The sequence below is a fragment of the Thalassoroseus sp. genome, from assembly GCF_984380535.1.
On sequence record NZ_CFHRBF010000009.1, the window covers coordinates 256583 to 276859 of the forward strand.

At 55.1% G+C, this 20277-nt stretch carries 15 protein-coding genes; 11 read left to right on the plus strand and 4 right to left on the minus strand.

Annotated elements, in window-relative coordinates; all coding sequences use genetic code 11:
- Positions 1-72 precede the first annotated feature (72 nt).
- The 3 genes from AC5DDB_RS14560 to AC5DDB_RS14570 all read right to left on the minus strand — a co-directional run bounded on the left by AC5DDB_RS14560 (position 73) and on the right by AC5DDB_RS14570 (position 3585).
- Positions 73-1248: a WD40/YVTN/BNR-like repeat-containing protein gene (locus AC5DDB_RS14560; protein WP_491740458.1), complete on the minus strand. Its 1176-nt coding sequence runs from the start codon at positions 1246-1248 to the stop codon at positions 73-75.
- Between the two features lie 154 nt (positions 1249-1402).
- Positions 1403-2440, minus strand: a complete 1038-nt coding sequence (locus AC5DDB_RS14565; protein WP_491740459.1) for a hypothetical protein — start codon at positions 2438-2440, stop codon at positions 1403-1405.
- A gap of 398 nt (positions 2441-2838) precedes the next feature.
- Positions 2839-3585 carry a phosphatase PAP2 family protein gene (locus tag AC5DDB_RS14570; RefSeq protein ID WP_491740460.1) on the minus strand — a complete coding sequence of 249 codons (747 nt, stop codon included), beginning with the start codon at positions 3583-3585 and terminating at the stop codon, positions 2839-2841.
- A 178-nt stretch (positions 3586-3763) separates the two neighbouring features.
- Between AC5DDB_RS14570 and AC5DDB_RS14575 the strand changes: the two genes are divergently transcribed.
- The 7 genes from AC5DDB_RS14575 (at position 3764) to AC5DDB_RS14605 (ending at position 11859) form a co-directional block, all read left to right on the plus strand.
- A complete protein-coding gene (locus tag AC5DDB_RS14575) occupies positions 3764-5527 on the plus strand; it encodes an ArnT family glycosyltransferase (RefSeq protein WP_491740461.1) in 1764 nt (587 codons plus the stop codon).
- A gap of 406 nt (positions 5528-5933) precedes the next feature.
- The gene (gene plsX, locus AC5DDB_RS14580) at positions 5934-6932 is read left to right on the plus strand and encodes a phosphate acyltransferase PlsX (protein WP_491740462.1); all 999 of its coding nucleotides are present in this window, start codon (positions 5934-5936) and stop codon (positions 6930-6932) included.
- Positions 6933-6992: 60 nt separating this feature from the next.
- On the plus strand, positions 6993-7901 hold the full coding sequence (fabD, locus tag AC5DDB_RS14585) for an ACP S-malonyltransferase (protein WP_491740463.1): 909 nt from the start codon (positions 6993-6995) through the stop codon (positions 7899-7901).
- Positions 7902-8294: 393 nt separating this feature from the next.
- Positions 8295-8528, plus strand: coding sequence for an acyl carrier protein (locus AC5DDB_RS14590; RefSeq protein WP_491740464.1), 234 nt, complete (start codon positions 8295-8297; stop codon positions 8526-8528).
- Positions 8529-8531: 3 nt separating this feature from the next.
- Complete coding sequence (fabF, locus tag AC5DDB_RS14595; RefSeq protein WP_491740465.1) at positions 8532-9776, plus strand: beta-ketoacyl-ACP synthase II; 1245 nt, start codon at positions 8532-8534, stop codon at positions 9774-9776.
- 179 nt (positions 9777-9955) lie between these two features.
- Positions 9956-10453: a YMGG-like glycine zipper-containing protein gene (locus AC5DDB_RS14600; RefSeq protein WP_491740466.1), complete on the plus strand. Its 498-nt coding sequence runs from the start codon at positions 9956-9958 to the stop codon at positions 10451-10453.
- 56 nt (positions 10454-10509) lie between these two features.
- Entirely contained in the window at positions 10510-11859 is a 1350-nt protein-coding gene (locus tag AC5DDB_RS14605) for a beta-ketoacyl-[acyl-carrier-protein] synthase family protein (protein WP_491740467.1), read from the plus strand.
- Positions 11860-12108: 249 nt separating this feature from the next.
- Here the strand turns inward: AC5DDB_RS14605 and AC5DDB_RS14610 are convergent, their stop codons facing one another.
- On the minus strand, positions 12109-13545 hold the full coding sequence (locus AC5DDB_RS14610; protein WP_491740468.1) for a tetratricopeptide repeat protein: 1437 nt from the start codon (positions 13543-13545) through the stop codon (positions 12109-12111).
- A 601-nt stretch (positions 13546-14146) separates the two neighbouring features.
- Here AC5DDB_RS14610 and nusA point away from each other — a divergent pair.
- The 4 genes from nusA to AC5DDB_RS14630 all read left to right on the plus strand — a co-directional run bounded on the left by nusA (position 14147) and on the right by AC5DDB_RS14630 (position 20252).
- Positions 14147-15670: a transcription termination factor NusA gene (gene nusA, locus AC5DDB_RS14615; RefSeq protein WP_491740469.1), complete on the plus strand. Its 1524-nt coding sequence runs from the start codon at positions 14147-14149 to the stop codon at positions 15668-15670.
- A gap of 90 nt (positions 15671-15760) precedes the next feature.
- Entirely contained in the window at positions 15761-18760 is a 3000-nt protein-coding gene (infB, locus tag AC5DDB_RS14620) for a translation initiation factor IF-2 (RefSeq protein WP_491740470.1), read from the plus strand.
- Between the two features lie 130 nt (positions 18761-18890).
- Complete coding sequence (gene rbfA / locus AC5DDB_RS14625; RefSeq protein ID WP_491740471.1) at positions 18891-19298, plus strand: 30S ribosome-binding factor RbfA; 408 nt, start codon at positions 18891-18893, stop codon at positions 19296-19298.
- Positions 19299-19391: 93 nt separating this feature from the next.
- Positions 19392-20252: an HhH-GDP family DNA glycosylase gene (locus AC5DDB_RS14630; protein WP_491740472.1), complete on the plus strand. Its 861-nt coding sequence runs from the start codon at positions 19392-19394 to the stop codon at positions 20250-20252.
- The last annotated feature ends 25 nt before the right edge of the window (positions 20253-20277 follow it).

Sequence of the window (20277 nt, forward strand, 5' to 3'; positions counted from 1 at the left end):
CATGAGTTGAGACCCTGTTCGGTGATATTGTCGGACAGCCTGACCTACGGGATTCTGGCAACTGCTATTGGCTTAGGGCAGGGTTTGGACTTCCACGGAAAATACCGATGGCAAATCGTGGACGATGGTTGTCCAATTGTCGCCGCCGTCGGGAGAGCAATACACTTGTCCGCCCGTGGTGCCGAAGTAGATGCCACATTCGTCGAGCGTATCGACGGCCATCGCGTCTCGCAGGATGTTGACATAACAATTCTTCTGAGGCAAACCATTCGTCAGCGGTTCCCAATCGACACCGCCGGTCCGACTGCGATACACACGAAGTTTGCCTTCGGCCGGGAAACGTTCCGCGTCGCTCTTTAGTGGCACGACGTAAATCGTTTCGGGTTCATGGGCGTGAACATCGATCGGGAAACCAAAGTCCGTCGGCAAGTTCCCACTAACTTTTCGCCATTCGTCCCCGGCGTTATCGGTCCGCATGATATCCCAGTGCTTCTGCATGTAGAGCACATCAGGACGCGAAGGGTGAAACGCAATCCGGTGGACACAGTGCCCAATTTCTGCTTCGGGATCGGGGATGTACTGGGAATGCAGACCTTTGTTGATTGGCTTCCAGGTTTTCCCACCATCGTCGGTGCGGAACGCTCCGGCGGCACTGATCGCAACATAGATGCGGTTTTCGTTTTGGGGATCGAGCAAGATCGTATGCAGACCCAACCCGCCGGCACCCGGTGCCCATTTTTCTCCGTCAGCACTTCGAAGGGCGGCAAGTTCATGCCAACTGGTTGCTCCGTCGGTGCTCTTGAACAAGGCGGCATCTTCGACACCGGCGAAAACCGTGTCTGGATCGGTCAACGACGGTTCCAAATGCCACACCCGCTTGAATTCCCAAGGGTGTTGAGTGCCGTCGTACCATTGGTGAGTCGTTAACGGGACGCCGGTGTTGGGATCGATGTCGTACACGAACTTATTGCTTGCACCGGACGGCGGACCGTAAGGGTCGGGCATTTGCTCGCCGCCGGGCGTTTCCCAGGTTTTTCCGCCATCGCTCGAACGCTGAATGATCTGCCCGAACCAGTCACTCGTTTGCGACGCGTAAATCCGGTCGGGATCGACGGGCGAGCCTTTCATATGAAAGATTTCCCAGCCGGCAAAGTGCGGACCGCTGACACTCCAAGACTTCCGTTGACCATCGGCCGTTAAAATGAACGCGCCTTTTTTCGTTCCCACCAAAACTCGCACGCCGCTCATGTTGACTCATCTCCAATGAACCAGGAAAGGCCCGAATCGGATCTTGCCGACGGATCGAATATCGGCATGTGTACCCGGAACCGGCATTTCTGTAAATGGGAGACGGTTGTATCGATGTCCTTCGGCGGAGCGGTGAAGAAGTGTCGCTTCGGTTCTACCGGTTCGGAACCAGGGAGGGCGGGAGTCGATCGAGATCATCGAAGGCGGTTTTCTTCGCTGCAGCTAATTGGTTGCCGCTCAATCGCCGGACGGAAATCGTTGCGACCGTGGTTTGCTCGTCGGATTTCGCCGCATAACGACCACTGACGCTACGAACTAACCCGGTGGACATCTCAACCAGCGTTGTCGCTTTGTAGGTGATCGCCAGGTCGCCTTGTTCGAATGCTTCGTCTTCCACGATCTGCACGGTCCCGCCCATCGATTTCGACTCGCGATACCGTGAAACTTCGCCCGCTGCACCGTTCGACTTGGTAAATCCCTCCCAAAGCGTGACTCCGTTCGCCGTGCGTGAGAGAACCGCAGGTTGAGTCTTGCCGATGCGTCGATCGAACGTCGTCGGCAACGATGGCGTGAGCATCAACGGGAGGTTCACGAACTCCGACATCAAGTACGGTAACCGCATATCACCGGCGGCCCGGTTGCCAAAATCCTCAATGGATCGCCTGCCGATTTTTTGAATCGTGGGAATCCAATAGTCGTAGCTTTTCAAGATGCGGTAATCGTCTTCATCCGGCTTTTTGACAGCGTGGCGGAAACGGCCAATCACCAGAATCGTCGCCTTGGAACCGTCAATGCTCCGCACATGATAGAACGGCGTTCCGGTGACACGGTGACTATATTGGTTGTCGGACCATTGAATCGTGACCGAGAAGCCGAATTGCTGACCCGCGGACCACTTGTATTCCGGGAACTTGGAGCGAACGGTGGAACTTGACGGCGAAGATTTGAAACTGCTCGACGAACGAGGTCGGAAACTCGTCGAGGATCGCGGGAAACTCGAACTCCGATTGCGTTCCATCTCCCGGCGACGCTGTTCAATGTCCCGGCGTGTTTGTTCCATTCTCTGGCGAATTTCTTGGGAACTTGGCGTGGTCTGGGCCTGAACTCGATCACAGTCGATATAGCAAGCAGTCACCGCGAGCAAACAGCACAGACCAACTGCAACCCGCCCACTCCGTCCAAAAGCACTCATGCAACCCAACCCTAGCACATTGTTGATGTCCAATGGTCCGACCAAAGCCGAACGCAACGCCCAACTATGGGTCGCGTAGCGCGCTAAGCAAACGAGGCTAGAGTTGACGACAAAACAAGCCGCGGGATTTCAGGCTGTGAGGTACGAATGCAAGAGTTATGTCGGTTATGACATCCGCCGTGTGGCCCAGAAAGATTCCTTTTTGGGCTGCAGAGCAGCAACAGTTTGAGGGATGTCATCGTTTTGTTCCGAGTCGTGGAACGGGCGACTCTCAACGAGTGGCTGGCGGCTACTTTCACAAAATCGACTTGCGTCAATACCTGCAAGAGCAACTCATCTCAAGAAACGGAGGGCTGAGGGGTTTCCGTCTGTCGGTTCGACAGTATTTGACCTCTTGATCACTTCGTGATCCCTGGTTGCAAGCAACCAGGGCCACCCTGTGCAATCAAGGGATCCACATAGTGATACCGCAGCGCGGACCATCGACAGATTTGGCCGATGATCCAGCCGAGGGCGGCTCCGACGAAGACGTCGCTGAGGTGGTGGGCACCGTAGCTGAGGCGGTGGACGGCGACATTCAAGGCGAGAAATGCGAACACGTATTTCGCACGGGGGTAGACGGTGCTGAGGATGATCGCCAAACCGACTGCCGTTGCGGTGTGAGCTGACGGCATGCTTTGGCCGCCGGTTCCGTTCGAGAGGAACGGTAGAAAACCTTGGAAGGTCTCGGAAAAGTGCTCTGGCACAACTTTGTAGTCTCTCGGTCGCCAACGTGCGATAAGCAGTTTGCCGATGTTTGCAGCCATGCCGGCACAGAACGCGGTAGTCAACACGCTGATCCACGCTTTGCGTTGTCGGGGTTCGAGAATAAACACGAGTAGCACGATGATGCCCACACCGACTCCGTGACCGAAACCGACGAGGTTATCGACGAAATTCCGCATCCAAGCCGGTTTGCCGTTAAGCGTGCGGAAAAACCATTGAGAAAACGGAATATCATAGGGCAAACACATCGCCGCGACCGCCAGGAATCCAAGCGTGATCAGCAAATGCATTCGCCACGCCTGACGGACGACATCCGCAGCTTCGATGGCATGTGGAGGAACGGTCGGTGATGGACGGAATATTGTGGGAATCAAGCTCATGACAACCAAATTCCTGAAGATTCAAAAGCAGAGGCGGCATTGTGCGCAGAAATCGTCTTCCCGCAATCCCGATTTCCCGTTATTAACCAGATTGTGACGGGAAGGCTCTGAGTTTCGATCTCAGAGCGTCGCTGGACTGAACCGGCGACTTGTGCAGAACGAGACAGGGACGTCTTCGATGCAGTGGAAAATTCCGGGCGTATGGTTTGTGGTCGCGGTAGCCGGGTTGACGTTCTTCCTTGGCCTGGGCTCGGGCCAACTGTTCGATGAGGATGAACCCAAGAACGCCGAGTGCGGCCGTGAAATGTTCGAACGTGGCGACTGGATCGTGCCGACGTTCAACCATGAACTTCGCACCGACAAGCCGATTCTCGTCTATTGGCTGATGCTGACAAGCTTCAATTTGTTCGGCGTCTCCGAATTCGCGGCTCGATTTTTCTCGGCGGTGCTCGGCATCGGCACATGCGTGTTGACGTACCACATCGGCTCTCGATTGTTCACGCGTCGAGCAGGATTATGGGCCGGGATGGTGCTCGGAAGTTGCTTGATGTTCACCGCCGTCGCACGGGCCTCCACACCGGACTCCACACTGATTTTCTTCAAAACGCTGTCGCTGTTTCTATACGTTCGCAGTCGTGATTGGTCTGGCGAGACGGAATCGATCACATTACCCCAGCGGTGGTATCGCTTCTTGCCGATGTACGCCGCGATGGCAACCGCCGTGCTTGCAAAAGGGCCGGTCGGTGTGCTGCTACCTTGCTGCGTGATCGGTCTGTTCGCGTACATGGAACGGATTCGTTCGGATGTGAAAGTCTTGCCGACGGAAGCGTCGCGGACGTCGAAAGTGCTGCAATGGTTTAAGAACTGGTTGCGACCGGTGCCGTTCTTCAAGACGACACTGCAAATGCGACCGGATTTGATTTTGCTGTGCGTCGCGGTCATCGCGTTGCCTTGGTATATCGCGGTCGGTGTGCAAACCGATGGAGAGTGGCTTAAAGGGTTCCTTGGGAATCACAATATCGGCCGGTTCACGCAGCCGATGGAAAACCACAGCGGCCCGCCGTTTTACTACCTGATCGCGATCATGATGGGCTTCTTCCCATGGTCGGTGTTTTTGCCATTGGCGATCGTTTCGCTCGTGCAACGACATCGACAATCCGAAGGCGATCGGCAATCAATCGCGTTTGTACTGGGTTGGATGGGCGTGTACGTCGGATTTTTCTCGATCGCCCGCACGAAACTTCCGAATTACGTGTTGCCTTGCTACCCGGCTCTCGCGTTGTTGACGGGGTATCTCTTTGAGGCGTGTCCGTGGAATGTCGGGGCGACGGTCGCGAAGGGATATCGCTGGGCGATGGGTTCGCTGATGACCGTTGGTGCCGTTCTGATCGTGGCGTTGCCAATTACCGCATATTTCATCATTCCCGGTGAATACTGGTTGGGAGCGGTGGGAATTATTCCGCTTGTGGGTGGCATACTCGCCTGGCGACAGTTCCACGACCATCGGGAAACATCCGCACGCCAAACGGTTTTGGTGACGTGCGTGACGTTCGTCGCCGTGTTCTTCGGGATCGCTGCCCCGCGGGTGAGTCAGCAACAAGACGGTTCTTACATCGTGAAGTCGTTGCCGGATGAGGTCGAAGATTCCGCCCGGATCGCCACTTTCCGGTATTCACCGCCTGGATTGGTCTTCTACGCCCAACGCAAAATCGACGTCTGCCGCACACCAGAAGATGTCAATGAATATCTCTCGCAGGAAGACAGCTACCTCGCCACACACGTTGGCCGTTGGAAGGAAATCAAAGATTCGCTCCCTGAAGACGTAACGATCATCGCACAGAAACAACGATTTCTACGGGATCACGATATCATCGTCATCGGTCGCCCTACGGCGGGTGCGTCGATGGTAGCGGAGGGACCGAACGAGCGTGTGATGAGGTGATGAGGTCTCGTGTGATGATGTGAGGCGTAAGGCGTGAGGAGAGATTTCGTTTTCGGCCTTCGCTTGCGACTCTTTACACCTCAGTTTCTAAGCCTCACATGAAACGAACCACCGGTCGGGACCGAAACCGGAAATTCACATCATCACCCCAGGCTTCATCACATCATCACAAGAACCGCGCCGCTTGACAGCGTTTTCCTGCTTCGCGTACGATGCCGCCGGTGATTCGCGGGTTCCTGCGACCGTTTTCTCTCGAGGTATTCCACACGTTCAAAGACCGTCGTTTGCGTCGATGCAGCGATTGGTTTTGAAGTGTATTGCGAGCGATGAGAACGTTGAGGTTTGCCCCCGCGCTGAGACGAGGCCCGAGTAACCGCAAGTTGTGAACGCGGACGGTATATATTCTATGAAAATTGCCCTGGATGCGATGGGTGGGGATCACGCCCCGCAACCGAATATTGACGGAGCGATTGCCGCTTTAGAGGCGGATTCGGAAATCGAAATCGTGCTGGTCGGAGATCAGCCGTTGTTAGAGTCGTTGGTTGAGAAGTCCGGGTATTCCGGCGAACGGTTGTCGTTCCGCGCGTCCGAAGGCGTGGTCGGAATGGAAGAAAAACCGACCGAAGCCATGCGGAAGAAACCGAATTCGTCGATCGCGGTCTGCTGGAAGATGATGGCCGCCAAAGAAGCGGACGCCGTCGTTTCTGCCGGAAATACAGGCGCGGTTGTCGCGGCCGGCTTGCGGACACGGCTGTTTCTGAAGGGAATCAAACGCCCGGGGATCGCGACGGCCCTTCCAACCGCCCGTGGCAAAGCGATTTTGATGGACGTCGGAGCCAATCCCGCTGCCCGTCCCGAGCACCTCGTGCAATATGCCACGATGGGGGCGATCTATGCCGAGGCGGTGTTGGGGATCGAAAATCCCAGCGTTGGTCTGATGAATATCGGTAGTGAAGACGGCAAAGGCAACGATCTGTATCGGGAAACGCATCAGTTGTTGCTCAGCAGTCCGGTGAAGGATCGCTACATCGGCAACGTGGAAGGTCGCGGTTTGTATCAGGGCGAAGTCGACGTGCTCATCTGTGAAGGTTTCGTCGGCAACGTGGTGCTGAAAGTCAGCGAAGGCATGGCCGATTTCATGCTGAAAGCGATTTCGCACCAAGTTTGCACGCAACTCAACAGCGAACGCGATCTGGCGAAACAGACATTCGGAGAAATTGGCCGGCGATTCGAGTACAGTGAAGAGGGCGGGGCACCACTATTGGGCATTGATGGCGTGTGCATCATCTGTCACGGTTCCAGCAACGCCGCCTCCATCCGCAACGCACTGAAACTCACTCGCAAATTCCAAGACCGCGACATTAATTCCCGCATTGTCAGCGAGTTGTCACGGTCGGCTGAGTAAATAGGTGAGTTGGGTCGAGTTCATCATGGAGCGAGAATCACACATTGAACGGATGTCGGAATGAGTAAAATTGCATTTTTATTTCCCGGCCAAGGTGCTCAACACGTCGGGATGGGCAAGACGATCGTCGAGAAATGCCCGGCGGCGAAGAAGTTGTTCGACCAAGCCGGCGAAATTCTCGGTTACGATCTGGCGAAACTTTGTTTCGAGGGTCCGGCAGACGAGCTAGATTCCACGGTCATCAGCCAGCCAGCGTTGTTTGTGACCAGCTTGGCAGCATTGGAGATGCTGCGGGCGGAGCGTCCGGATGTGGTTCTCGGCTGCGAAATGACGGCCGGATTGAGTCTGGGTGAATACACCGCATTGGTGTTTTCCGGGGCGCTCACGTTCGAAGACGGCTTGAAAGTCGTGCAGCGACGTGGTGAGGCGATGCAAGCCGCCGCCGATGCCGTGCCGTCGGGAATGGTCAGTGCGTTACTATTGGATCGGACGCAAGTCGAGGAGGTTTGCCGAGAAGCGTCGAGTGACGGGCGAATCTATATCGCGAACTATCTCTGCCCCGGCAATACGGTTCTGTCCGGTGAGAACGCGGCTTGTGAGAAAGCCGTCGAGTTAATCACTGCGAAAGGTGGCAAACCGATTCCGTTGGCGGTCGCGGGGGCGTTTCACACCGAGATCATGAAGCCCGCTGACGAAAAATTGGCCGAGGCTCTCGCGGGTGTGCCTCTGAAGAAACCGGAAATTCCATTAGTGTCCAATGTCGATGCCACCAGTCACGAGGAACCCGATAGCATTCGGAGTTTGCTGGTTCGTCAGGTGGTCAGCCCGGTCCTATGGGAAAACTCGATGCGGGCGATGTTGGATGCTGGCGTCACCGAATTCTACGAAATTGGCCCTGGCAAGGTTTTGAAAGGACTTCTCAAACGGATCGAACGCAAGATTCCCTGTGAAACGTTCAACGATTCCTAAACGCAAAGGCGGTTCGCGAGTTGATCACGGTTGATCGATTGAATGCTGCTGTGTTAAATACAGGTTGGCGTGGAATGAGTTGAGGAAACTCTCGGCTCATTCGTTCATTTGATGATAAGAACGTCAGGCTTCGTCAATCTGCATTTGGTCGAACGATCTTCGCGTATTTCACCCCGTTTGCCGTTTACACGAAACTGCGAACGGAGTATATCTGCCGTGTTGCAATGGTCATCTACGATCTCGATAATTGTCATAGTAGATGGCTCAAAGCGGAATCATCTGCGGATTTACCACAATCGAGTAGTCAGGTGTCGGTCAGCCGATCGAACCGCCTGCTGATTGGCATTTAACAAAACGTCCCGCTGATTGTCAGCTTCCCTGGAGGGTATTTGTGTGAGCAGCACAGAAGAAAAAGTCATTGGAATTGTCAGCGAGCAATTGTCGATTCCAAAAGAGGAAATTACTCGGTCAAGTTCCTTCGTGGACGATTTGAAGGCCGATTCGCTCGACGTCGTTGAGTTGGTGATGGAATTCGAAGACGAGTTCGAAGTCACCATCCCCGATGACGACTACGACAAAATCAGTACGGTCGGCGATGCGATCGACTACATCGAAGAAAAGAGCTAAAGCATGACGCGACGCGTGGTGGTCACCGGAGCCGCCGTCGTCACTGCCCTGGGATGCGAATCGAACGAATTTTGGGATTCGATCTGTGCGGGCAAGAGTGGCGTTGGCCCCATCCAACGTTTCGATCCGCGAGACTTTAAGGTCTTTTTCGGCGGGGAGGTAAGCGATTTTGATGTGACGAATCACATCGATATGGCTCCCAAAGATGCCAAACGGATCGACCGGTTCTGTCAGTTCGTCCTCGTAGCTTCGGATAAAGCCGTCGCTCACGCTGGTATCGATCTCGCGAACGGTCCGTCGGAACGTTACGGGGTTATGATCGGCAGCGGAATTGGCGGGCTGAGTGAAATCGAAGAGCAGCACTGCAAGCTCTTCGATCGGGGGCCGTCACGTATATCGCCGTTTCTCATCCCGAAGATGATGGTCAATGCGGCCAGCGGGAACGTTTCCGTACGATACGGTCTAAAGGGACCGAACAGTGCGATCGCCACCGCCTGTGCTTCGGCGACGAACGCGATCGGCGATGCCTTCCGCTGGATCCAATACGACATGTGCGATGTCGTGGTTGCCGGCGGTTCCGAGGCAGCGTTGACGCCGATGGGGTTGGCCGGGTTTGCTCGGATGGGGGCTTTGTCCACCCGAAACGATGCACCCGACAAAGCCAGTCGGCCGTTCGATCAGGATCGCGATGGGTTTGTGCTGTCCGAGGGGGCCGGTATGGTCATCCTCGAAGAGTACGAACACGCCAAGAAACGCGGTGCACCGATCCTGTGTGAGGTGCTCGGTTACGGTATGTCTGCGGATGCTTCGCATATGACCGCTCCACACCCGGAAGGGCAAGGGGCTGCGATGGCAATGATGAGCGCCGTCCGCGACGCCAAGTTGAACGTCTCGGATATCGACTACATCAACGCTCACGGAACCAGCACCCCGCTCGGTGACATTTCCGAGAGCATTGCGATTCAAACCGTGTTCGGCGAACACGCATCGAAGTTGATGGTTTCCAGCACAAAGAGCCAACTCGGGCACTTGTTGGGAGCATCTGGGGGCGTGGAGTTTGTGGTGTGTGCGTTGGCACTCGATCGGCAAACGATTCCGCCGACAATTAACCTCGATAATCCCGATCCACAATGCAAATTGGACTACGTGCCGCACGAAGCTCGCGATGTGAAGTTCAATACCGTGCTGAAGAATAGCTTCGGGTTCGGTGGTCACAATGCATGTCTCGTTTTGGGCAAGGCAGCGTGAAATCGCCGATCAGGCAAGTTCGCAAGCGTGACGTGAATCCGGCTCAAGTCTCGTGAATTCGGATGCCGAAAGGTTTAGATAACCGTTACAACCGGTTAACTCGACTTGACCGGTTCACTAGCATCTGCGAGATTTGACTGAGTGTGAGGGCATGCCCATCACACGACCGGAGAAGCAGCATGAACTCGGGGAAACCGAATTCCAAAGTGCGTTGGAGCGTGTTGGCTTTGCTGACAATGACAACCAGCGGGCAGTTTCTGGGCTGTCAAACCAATACTCAAACTGGCGCACTTTTGGGGGCCGGAGCCGGTTCGATTGCCGGTGCGGTCTTGGGGCACCAAGTCGGTAACCCAAAAACTGGAGCAGCATTAGGGGCACTCGCTGGTGCCGCTGGTGGTGGTGCTTTGGGTCATGCTAAAGATGCGGAAGAAGAACGCGATGCGGCGATTCGTCATGCCTCGCATGTGAAAGCGTCTCGCGCGGCAGCGGCCCGAGCGATGACCAATAGCGATGTCATCACGATGGCACAAAATCAACTGAGTGACACGATCATTATCAATGCGATCCGGACACGTGGCGGACGATTCCGCACCAACCCGGAAGCATTGATTGCCATGCAGCACGCAGGTGTAAGCCAGGCTGTCATCATGGAAGTTCAGAACTATTCAGTCGATTGACCGGAGTTCTGTTGCTCAATTCATCTCTTGCGATCTGATGAGGCACGCCAAGACTTATGGCCGAACAGTCTTCAGAAATCACCAAAAGCGTGGTGATCACGGGGGTCGGAATCGTCAGCCCGCTGGGGATTGGTCGGTCTGTCTTCTGTGAGAACCTAGCGGCCGGTCGAAGTGGAATTCGCCGAAGCGAACTGCAGTCATTCACTGGCGTTCCCGGTCATGTCGGCGGGGAAGTTTCCGAGTTCGACGAGAAGTCGGCCAAGAAACAGTGGCTGAAGTCGGAGCGAAAACGTGTCAATGTGATGTGTCGCGAGATTCAGCTCGGTGTGGCATCCGCGTTTTTGGCCATCGAAGATGCCGCGATTGACACCGAAGCGATGCCTGCCGACCGGATTGGCGTGGAGTTCGGTGCGAATCTAATGCTTACGCCGCCGGATCAGTTGCTCGATCCGGTCGTCAAAGCGACTTCCGCGGAACCGTCGCCTCATTTTGTCTATGAAAAGTGGGGACGCGAAGGTGAGAATTCCGGCCAACCCAGTGGGATGGCGTCGATGGAGCCGTTGTGGCTGCTGAAATATCTGCCAAACATGCCGGCATGTCATATCAGCATTTCTGTCGGTGCCCGTGGCCCGAGTAATTCAATCACCATGGACGAGGCCTCTGGGAATTCGGTCCTTGGTGAAGCGGTGCGAATTATTGCTCGCGGTGATGCGGATGTGATGATCTCCGGCAGCTGCGGGGCTCGATTCAATCCTATGCAGTCACTGCATGCTGCGTTATGGGATGAATTGGCACAGGAAGAGGGCCCGCCAGAAACTTGGTGTCGCCCATTTGATGCCGAGAGCACAGGGCAGGTCATTGGCGAAGGAGCCGCGACGTTAATTCTGGAAACAGCCGAGCACGCAGCGAGTCGAAACGCAGCCGTTTTGGGTGAAGTCTTAGGCTTCGGTTCGTCTTGCGTTACCGATCGTGATGGGGCACCGCAACTACGGCGAGCACTTGCTAACGCGATGCGTGCCGCTCTGCGAGACGCGGGTATCGAACCGAGTCAGGTCGGACATGTGAACGCCCACGGTCTTGGCAGCAAGTCCATCGACCGTGAAGAAGCTCTAGCGATTCACGATGTTTTCGGTCCCGAAGGTTCGAAGATTCCGGTGACCGCGATGAAAAGTCGGCTGGGTAACTCCGGGCCTGGGTGTGGGGTGCAGGAGTTGGCCGCGTCACTACTTTCGCTCAACGAGGGTTTGATTCCAGTCACGCTCAACTATCGTGCCGGCGATCCCGAGTGCTCACTCAACGTCGTGCACGGCGAGCCGTTGCCAACGGACAATCGGGTGTTCATCAAAACGAATGTCACGCGAGTCGGACAAGCGACCGCCGTCGTGGTTCGTGCAGCCGGTGCGTAGCGATTAGCCGTAATGCGAACGAGACAGGTTTCGCAACGGGAACACCGATTAGAACTGCGAGTTGGGTGTCGTTGGCTTCGGCAATGCTTTCCTAGTTTCCCGGGTGCTCGGTTTTCCACGGGGAAAGTCGGTGCCAATCGATATCTGGGATAGCGTCCCAACTTCGTTTTGTTGATTTGATCTACCAAAAAAGCCCCGAGGGTATTGCACCTCGGGGCTTTTTTCGATTCGTCGTTTGTCGGTTGTGTATTAGTTCAGCCGTTCGAGGGCGAAGCGTGATCCGCGGTGAGCGGAGAGATTCTTGGCGTTTGTGGCGACAGCTTTCTGGAAGTGCGCGGTTGCCGATGCTCGGTCACCTGCAATCAGAGCCTTTTGGCCGAGGAAGAAGTGTGCTTCGCAAAGTTGAGCGTCTTTGACTCGCGTTTCGTCGGTTTTGACGGCGGCCAGCAGTTCTTCGTCGGAAAGGTTCCCGGTCAGGGTCGCAACAAGACGGTCCGACCAGTCCCAGCCAGACTTCTCTCCGCTAGGTCCGCTACCGAATCGAGCGTCAGCAGCGTCTTTTTGTCCAGCGAAGACCATGGAGACGTACAGCCACGGTCGGAGGTGTTCCAGTTTCGCGGGTGAGTCGAGAGCCGCTGCGAATGACTTGGTGGCATTGGCATAGTCGCCGGCAAAGAATTCCGCAAACGCCAAGTCGCCGCGTGCGATTGGGTTTTTGGAGTCCATTTCGACAACCATTTTGTAGTCGTTAACGGCATCAGCAACGCGACCTTGTGTCAGCCGAGCGGTGCCACGCAAGCTGTAGAGCGTTGGCTGTTTCGGTTGCAGAGCCAATGCACGATCGAAATCTTGTTCGGCTTGCTTGGCGTCGCCTTTTTCCATGTACGTGAAGCCACGATTCATGTAGGCGTAGTGAGCGTTCTTATCGAGTTCCAACACCTTGGTGAAGTCAGCAATGGCTTTGTCGAACTGTTTCGATTGCTGATGGAATGTACCACGGTCGTTGTAGACGCGGGGGTCGTTCGGGAATGTTTTGGAGGCTTCGTTGAACTGCTCTTCGGCTTTGGCGAAGTCTTCCATGCGGACATACGCATGACCAGCACCGAGGCGGGCACCCAAATGGTTCGGGTTGAACGACAAAGCTTTGTTGAAGTCTTCAGCGGCTTTTTCCCAGTCCTGCAAAGTGCCGTGAGCGCGAGCTCGTTGGTAGTACAAGTTCGCGGACTGAGCCGTGCCGACGTTGGGCAGGGCGATCACCTGAGTGGCAACCTGAATCGCGATGTTGGCGTGCTCGGGTTTGTCTTCGAGTCCTGCCAAGCTGGACATACCGAAGAGGTAAGGCAAGTAATAATCGATCCGTTCACGACCGTTCAATGCGATTGCTTGACGAGCGTCGGCGATTCCTGCGCGAAGTTTTTCGACATCTCGGTTTTGCAGACCGATTTCCACCAGCGAACTTCCCCGCAGGTAGAAAGCGACGTCGTCCTTCGGGTTCTCCTTGATCACCTTGCTGACCAACTCGACCGCTTGCGAAAATGCTCGTTGTTGGTAAGCGGCGTCAGCTTGTTTTTTGATGTTTTCGTGTTCGGGGATCGCGTTTTGCGGGTCGACTTGGGCATTCGCCACCCCAAACATGGCCGAGCTGGCCATCATCATCGCCGCCATCACTGTTCGGCTTCTCAGCATCGTTCCGTCTCTCCCTGCCTGAAACAAAGGTGTCCGTATGATTCCGCCCTATCCAGAGCGGCTACCGTCGGTTCGTCCTCGAAACCGCACAAGTGTCGCATCGACTCAATAGTATAAAACTGCTCCCAGGAAAATTCCAATTGGTGAAATCCGATGAATTTGTTGTCATTCGAGCAATTCGCTGTTTTCCTTTGGCGAGGAAATGGTGAAGCGATCGGGAAATGTTCGAGCGAGGACTGCTTGACAGTTGACTTGACGGGATGTATCGTCACAATCAGAGACTGAGAACCAATGATGGGTTGTGTGCGTACAGACATTCTTGATGTCAGAAGTTGTCGACTCCTGTTGACAAACCTTGGCAATCTTGGAATGGAAGGACGGCACCCCGAGCGGAATTCACTGAGAAGGGTCTGGCGCATGTAGACGCTAGAGAGAACACTCCGGCCGGGCACCGCCATCGCGGTAAACGTTGCTCCAGTGGTGGGGTTGCGATACCGTGGTTCTCATTGACGGCCACTCAACGGTCTATCTCCGGTGGAGATGGATGGTCGAAAGTGGGACTCGTGCCCGCTTTTTTTTGTTATTGGGAAGTTGGAAAACGATGAACGGACCCGAACTCCTCCGTGTCGTGGAAATGATCCACCGCGACAAGAGTATCGAGAAAAGCATCGTCTTTGATGGAATCGAGCAAGCGATTGTCTCGGCGGCCCGCAAGCACTTCGGTGAAGAGGTCGAAATTGACGTCAAAGTCGATCGATTGACGGGCGAACCGTCCGCCTCGATCGATGGAGATCCGTTAAATGCCGATGAGATTGGTGATTTGCTTGGTCGAATCGCTGCCCAAACCGCCAAGCAGGTCATGATTCAGAAGATTCGCGAAGCGGAACGCGATCATCTGTTTGATGAGTTTGGCGAGCTGCGAAGTCAGATCGTGACTGGCACTGTAAGCCGTGTCGAAGGCGGATCGGTGACCGTCAATCTTGGCAAGGCAGAAGGTTTCTTGCCACGCAGTGAGCAGATCCCCGGTGAAGGGTATCGGGTTGGTGAACGGGTGCGAGCAATCGTGCTGGACGTCCGGAAAGCTGGGAGTCGAGTTAAGATTATTCTTTCTCGCTGTCATGCTGACTTAGTTCGTCGTCTGTTCGAGCTGGAAATCCCGGAAATTGCCGATCATGTGATTCGAATTCGTTCGATCTCTCGCGAGGCTGGTTACCGAACAAAGGTTGCCGTCTCGTGTGACGATAGTAAAATTGACGGTGTTGGTGCATGTGTCGGTGTTCGCGGTGCACGCATCAAGAATATTATTAATGAATTGGGTGGCGAAGAGCGGATCGATATTGTTCGTTGGAACGATTCGCTGCATGTCCTCGTCCCAAATGCACTGCAACCGGCGGAAGTCGAAGATGTGGTGCTGTGCCCGATGTTGGGCAAGGTGATTGTGCTTGTTCGCGAAGATTCGCTTTCTCTGGCAATTGGTCGGAAAGGGCAGAACGTTCGGTTGGCTTCGAAGTTGGTTGGTTGGGATATCCATGTGATGACCCAAGATCGACTGGATGAGCAGATCGATCAGACGATCGGCGAATTTAGCAAGGCTCCACACGTGAGTGAGGAGTTGGCCGAGAATCTTGTTGTGCAAGGGTTCTTCACCTTCGACGATCTTTCAGTCATTGAACCCGATCAGCTCGAGGAGATTAGTGGGCTGACCGAAGAGCAATGTGCGGAGATTGTCGAGTTTGCAGATGAACAGGCGTTGTTGGCCGAGAAGGCCGAGCGTGAAGAGTATCGGCTAAAACGTGAGCAAGCCGCTTTAGAGCGGTTGGCACCGAGCAAGCCGGAAGAGTCCGGTTCTTCGGAGACGGAATCTGCAGATTCTGCTGAAGAATCGAACGAGTCGTTGCATACAGAAGCTGTGGCCGAGCAGGTTGCGGAAACGGAAGTCGACGCGACCGCCGCCAGTGCCGAGTCTGATTCGGCGTCTGCGGAGTCCGTTCCCCCTGAGGAAGCGGATGATCCAGTGGCCAGCACGGAATCGGAAATTGTCGAGTCGGCTTTGGCCGATGCTTCCGAAAGTGTTGACCACGAGGCGGAAGTGGCCGAAGAGTCTCACCCAGCTGGTGGGGCATAGTGATTGTCGAATAGAAACGACTGGCCGAGTTCTTCAGGTTCGGTTAGCGTTCGTGTGAGTCGTCTTTGAGTTGATTTGGGGGAAACGCTTTTGAAGATCAGGATCTTCGCTCTGGCGAAAGAGCTAGGCATCGATAGCAAAGAGCTTATCGATTACTGCAACCAAGCAGGAGTTCCAGCTAAGAACTCCGCCTTGGCCAGTATTTCGCCGGAACAGCGGGATATTGTTGTCAGCTTCATTAAGGATGGGTCTACCGGCGGGGCCAAGCCCGCAGAGTCGGTGGCCGATGCTCCTTTGGAGCCGATGCGCGCGGAAGTTGTCGATCGTGGCAGCAAAGTTCGAAAGATCGAGTCTTCGCGTTCTCAGGCCGGGCGTTCCCATTCCGATCGGAATAGTGACGCTGGTGTCGCTGTTGCCGATGAGGAGAACGAAGTCGAGGAAACGAGCGTCTCGGATGAATCGACCGTTGACGATCAAGAGTCAATCGTCGCGGAAGTTGTCGAGCCAGTTGCTGAAACGTCCGATACAACACCCGAAGAAGTCAAAGTCAAAGTCGAAGACGCTGCTGTTCAGGACGCTGAACAGGAAGCGGTTACCGAAACCGACGAGCCAGCCGAAGAGGCGGAATCAGTGATCGAAGTCGAGGCCCCACCCGAGGTGGCTGAGGAAGCAACAGCCGAAGAAACAAGCTCGGTTGTCAGTTCAGAAGAAACCGTCGAGTCGACGACCCCGGAACAGCCAGCCGAAGCGGCTGCTGAAGCAAAACCGGAAGCCGCCGCAGAACCGAAGCCGGAAGCTAAGCCGACTCCGCACAAAAAAGAAGACTATATCGCTCCGTCTGGTGCCTCCGCGCGTCCCGTTCGGGACATGGAGATGAAGCCACGCGGTAGCATCAATGAGTCTCGGTCGAAGAAAGCGAAACGAGACAAAAAGCCCAATCGCCCCAGTGTTCCGTTCGTGGCGGCTCCGCCTCCTGAGGTCAATACACCTCAACCGAAGCGAAGTGAAAAGACGGAAGGACCGGCTCAGAAGCCTGTGATGAAATTGCCGGGCAATTTGAAGGCCGGTGATGCTCCGTTGCGTGACCAACTCCAACGACACATGGAGGAACGGGAACGCGGGGAACGCACTGATCGACCGCAAAAAGGACGTGTGGACCTCAAACGTCAACGCGGACGCGAACAGCAAGAAGAAGAAACCGGCCGCAACAAGGCCCGTCGTAAGGGCCGGAGTCGAAACGAGCGTGAGGAAGACGTCGCACGACGACAGTTCTCCAATCGGCGTCGGAAAAAACGCAGCGGTCCGATTGAGTTCCGGACTGAAGCGGAAGTCGAACTCCCGATTACCGTGCGGAGTCTTTCAGAAGCCATGGGGCGTTCCGGGAAAGATCTGATATCGATCTTGTTCCGCAATGGTACAATGGCGACGATCAACGACTTCCTCGAGGAAGAACAAGCCATGGAGTTGGCGATGGAGTTCGGCGTCGATCTGACAATCAAACGCGGTCGGGATATCGAAGAGGAGCTGGCCGCGATTTTGGAAGGTGACGACGATGGTGCCAATCTCACCGAGCGTCCGCCTGTCGTTACGATTCTAGGTCACGTCGACCACGGGAAAACGAGTCTGCTCGATACAATCCGCTCAGCCAACGTCGCCGCCGGGGAATCGGGTGGTATCACGCAACACATTGCGTCTTATCAGATTAACTACGAAGGCAAACCGATTACGTTTGTCGATACACCAGGCCACGCGGCTTTCGGCGACATGCGGGCACGCGGTGCGAATGTGACTGACATTATCGTGTTGGTCATTGCGGCCGACGACGGTGTGATGCCACAAACGGTCGAGTGTATCAGCCACGCAAAGGCCGCCGGTGTGCCGATCATCGTGGCGATGAACAAAATCGATTTGCCGGACACGAACGAACAAAAAGTTCTTCAAGACCTGACGGCTCATGAGATTTTGCCGGTGGAATGGGGTGGTGAAGTCGAGGTTGTGCGAACCTCCGCCGCGACCGGGCAGGGCGTTGATACCCTGTTGGAAACCATTTTGCTGACGGCCGAAATCGAAGAGCTGAAAGCCAACGCGGATCGTCCCGCGGTCGGGGTTTGCTTGGAAGCGTTTCGCGATGAAGGTCGCGGGGTGATCGCTTGGCTGATCATCCAAAAGGGAACGCTATCTATTGGCGACGTCGTTTTGTGCGGCGAAGCGTTTGGTAAAGTTCGGGCGATGTATGACGACCTCGGTCATGAGATTGAGTCGGCAGGTCCATCGCAACCGGTGAAGATTACAGGCTTGGACATCGTTCCTGGCGCGGGTGATCACTTCTTTGGCATGACCGATCTTGAAGAAGCTCGGGCGACTGCCGAGGAACGTCGTCACTCTGGTCGTACCGAAGATTTGGCGGCAAGTTCCGGCAAACCGAAGACGCTGGAAGAATTGCTCAGTGGCGATTCCGGCGTGAAAGATTTGCCGCTGATTCTCAAAGCCGACACACCTGGTTCGTTGGAAGCACTCAAAGGGGAAATCGACAAGTTCGACCACCCGGAAGTGCGGACGATTCTGATTCACGATGGCGTCGGTGGCGTGAACGAAAGCGATGTGTCACTGGCGGCTGCCGCCGGTGCGATCATCATCGCCTTCCATGTCGTTCCAGAAGATCGGGCGGCTCAAAACGCCGAACGACAAGGCGTGGAAATTCGGCGTTACGAAATCATTTACGAAGTGACCGACCACATCAAGCAAGCTCTCGAAGGGTTGTTGGAGCCGGAACGCGTCCAAGAAACCACGGGTCGGGCGATCGTGTTGCAGACGTTCAAAGTCAGTCGGTACGGCATGATCGCCGGTTGTCGGATTCTCAACGGAACCATCGACCGGAACAGCCGAGTGCATGTGATCCGAGACCAAAAAATTCTTGGCGATTACGATTTGGCTTCGCTCAAACGTGAAAAGGACGATGCCAAGGAGGTCCGCGAAGGGATGGAGTGCGGGATTCGGCTCAATGGATTCAACGATGTGAAGGAAGGCGACCTCTTCGAGGCATTCAAAGTCCGAGAGGTGAAGCGAACGCTGGAAACGTCCGCCTCGTGAGTCGTCAACGGAGTTGTGTTGAGTTGATTAAGTTATTCAACGCGGGACAGGTGAAAGTCGCCTGTTCTCGCGAGCAAGTTCTGAGTGTGGCACGAGTTGCATTGCGGGCATGTTTTGCGAGGAATTGGTAATGCAATCGCGACGTCAGGCGAAAATCGCCCGAGCCATTCAGGAACAAGTCAGCACTTCGGTGTTGTTCGAGCTCCGCGATCCACGGGTGAAGAATGTCACCGTGCTGCATGCGGAAGTTGCTGCCGACAACAAGTCGGCCAAGGTCTACGTTTCCATTATGGGAGACGAGAAAGAACAAGCTTTGTGCCTGCATGGCTTGGAGTCTGCTCGCGGGTATTTGCAGAGTCGAATTGCCGACCGCATTGAAACCCGCTGGACACCAATTCTGACCTTTGTGAACGATCAAGGCATTAAGAAGAGTGTCGAAACCGCACGTCATCTTCGGGAACTCTTGGGTGAGACCGAGGAGTCCGAAGACGCGGATTCGGTAGACGATGAATCAACCGCCGATCACGTGTCGGAGTGAGACGAACTCGTCAACATTAACCCACCCCCGCCATCAATTACGATTGCAAGACCGAGTCGGCGAATCGGACCTCAGGAGATAGAACCACTCACCATGGCATCTGCACAGAAGCCGAAAGCCTCGGACAAACAGGCCGTCTGCAAGAAACTCATTACGGCTCTCAAAAAGCAATACAAGGGCAATCATACCAGCCAAGATCTGCCTGTGCTGGAAACGTTGGTGTATGCCGTTTGTCTCGAGGACACTTCCGAAGAGCAAGCTGAAACGACGTATCAACGGCTTCACGAAAGTTTCTTCGATCTCAACGAAATCCGCGTGAGTTCAATTTCGGAACTCGCGGCGGTCTTCGAAGAACTTCCAGATGCGGACCTGCGTGGCATGATGGTCCGCAACTTGTTGCAACATGTCTTCGAAAAACACTACGACTTCGATCTCGAAGACCTTAAACGGAAGACGCTGGAACAAGCTGTCAAACAGCTCAACGAGATTCCGGATTTGTCTCCGTTCGTGCGAAATTACGCCCTACAAGCCTGTTTGGGCAGCCATTTAGTTCCCGTCGACCATGCTACCGCCAACGCATTGACTTGGCTTGGTTTGGTGGAGTCCGGTCAGTCGACCGAAGAAGCGGCGGACTCTCTCAAACCTGTGATTCGCAAGGCGGAAGGCCCCCAGTTCTGCTCGTTGATTCGGGCGTTGGCGGTCGATCCGAAGTACCGTGAGGTCTTCGATCCCGCGACGACACCGCCCCCCGAAGACGGCTACGATTTGATGACCGCCCCCAATCGGCTGAAAGAGTTGTTCGAGAAGGGACCGAAGAAGACCACTTCATCCAAGTCGACCAGCAAGTCGCGGTCGGGATCGTCCAGCAGTCGAAAAAAGACGAGTTCGTCCGGTACGAAGACCGCCAAAAAAAGTTCGGGAAGTCGGAAGACGAGTCGTCAGACGAAATCATAGTCTGTCGACTTGCGTGGACTGAACT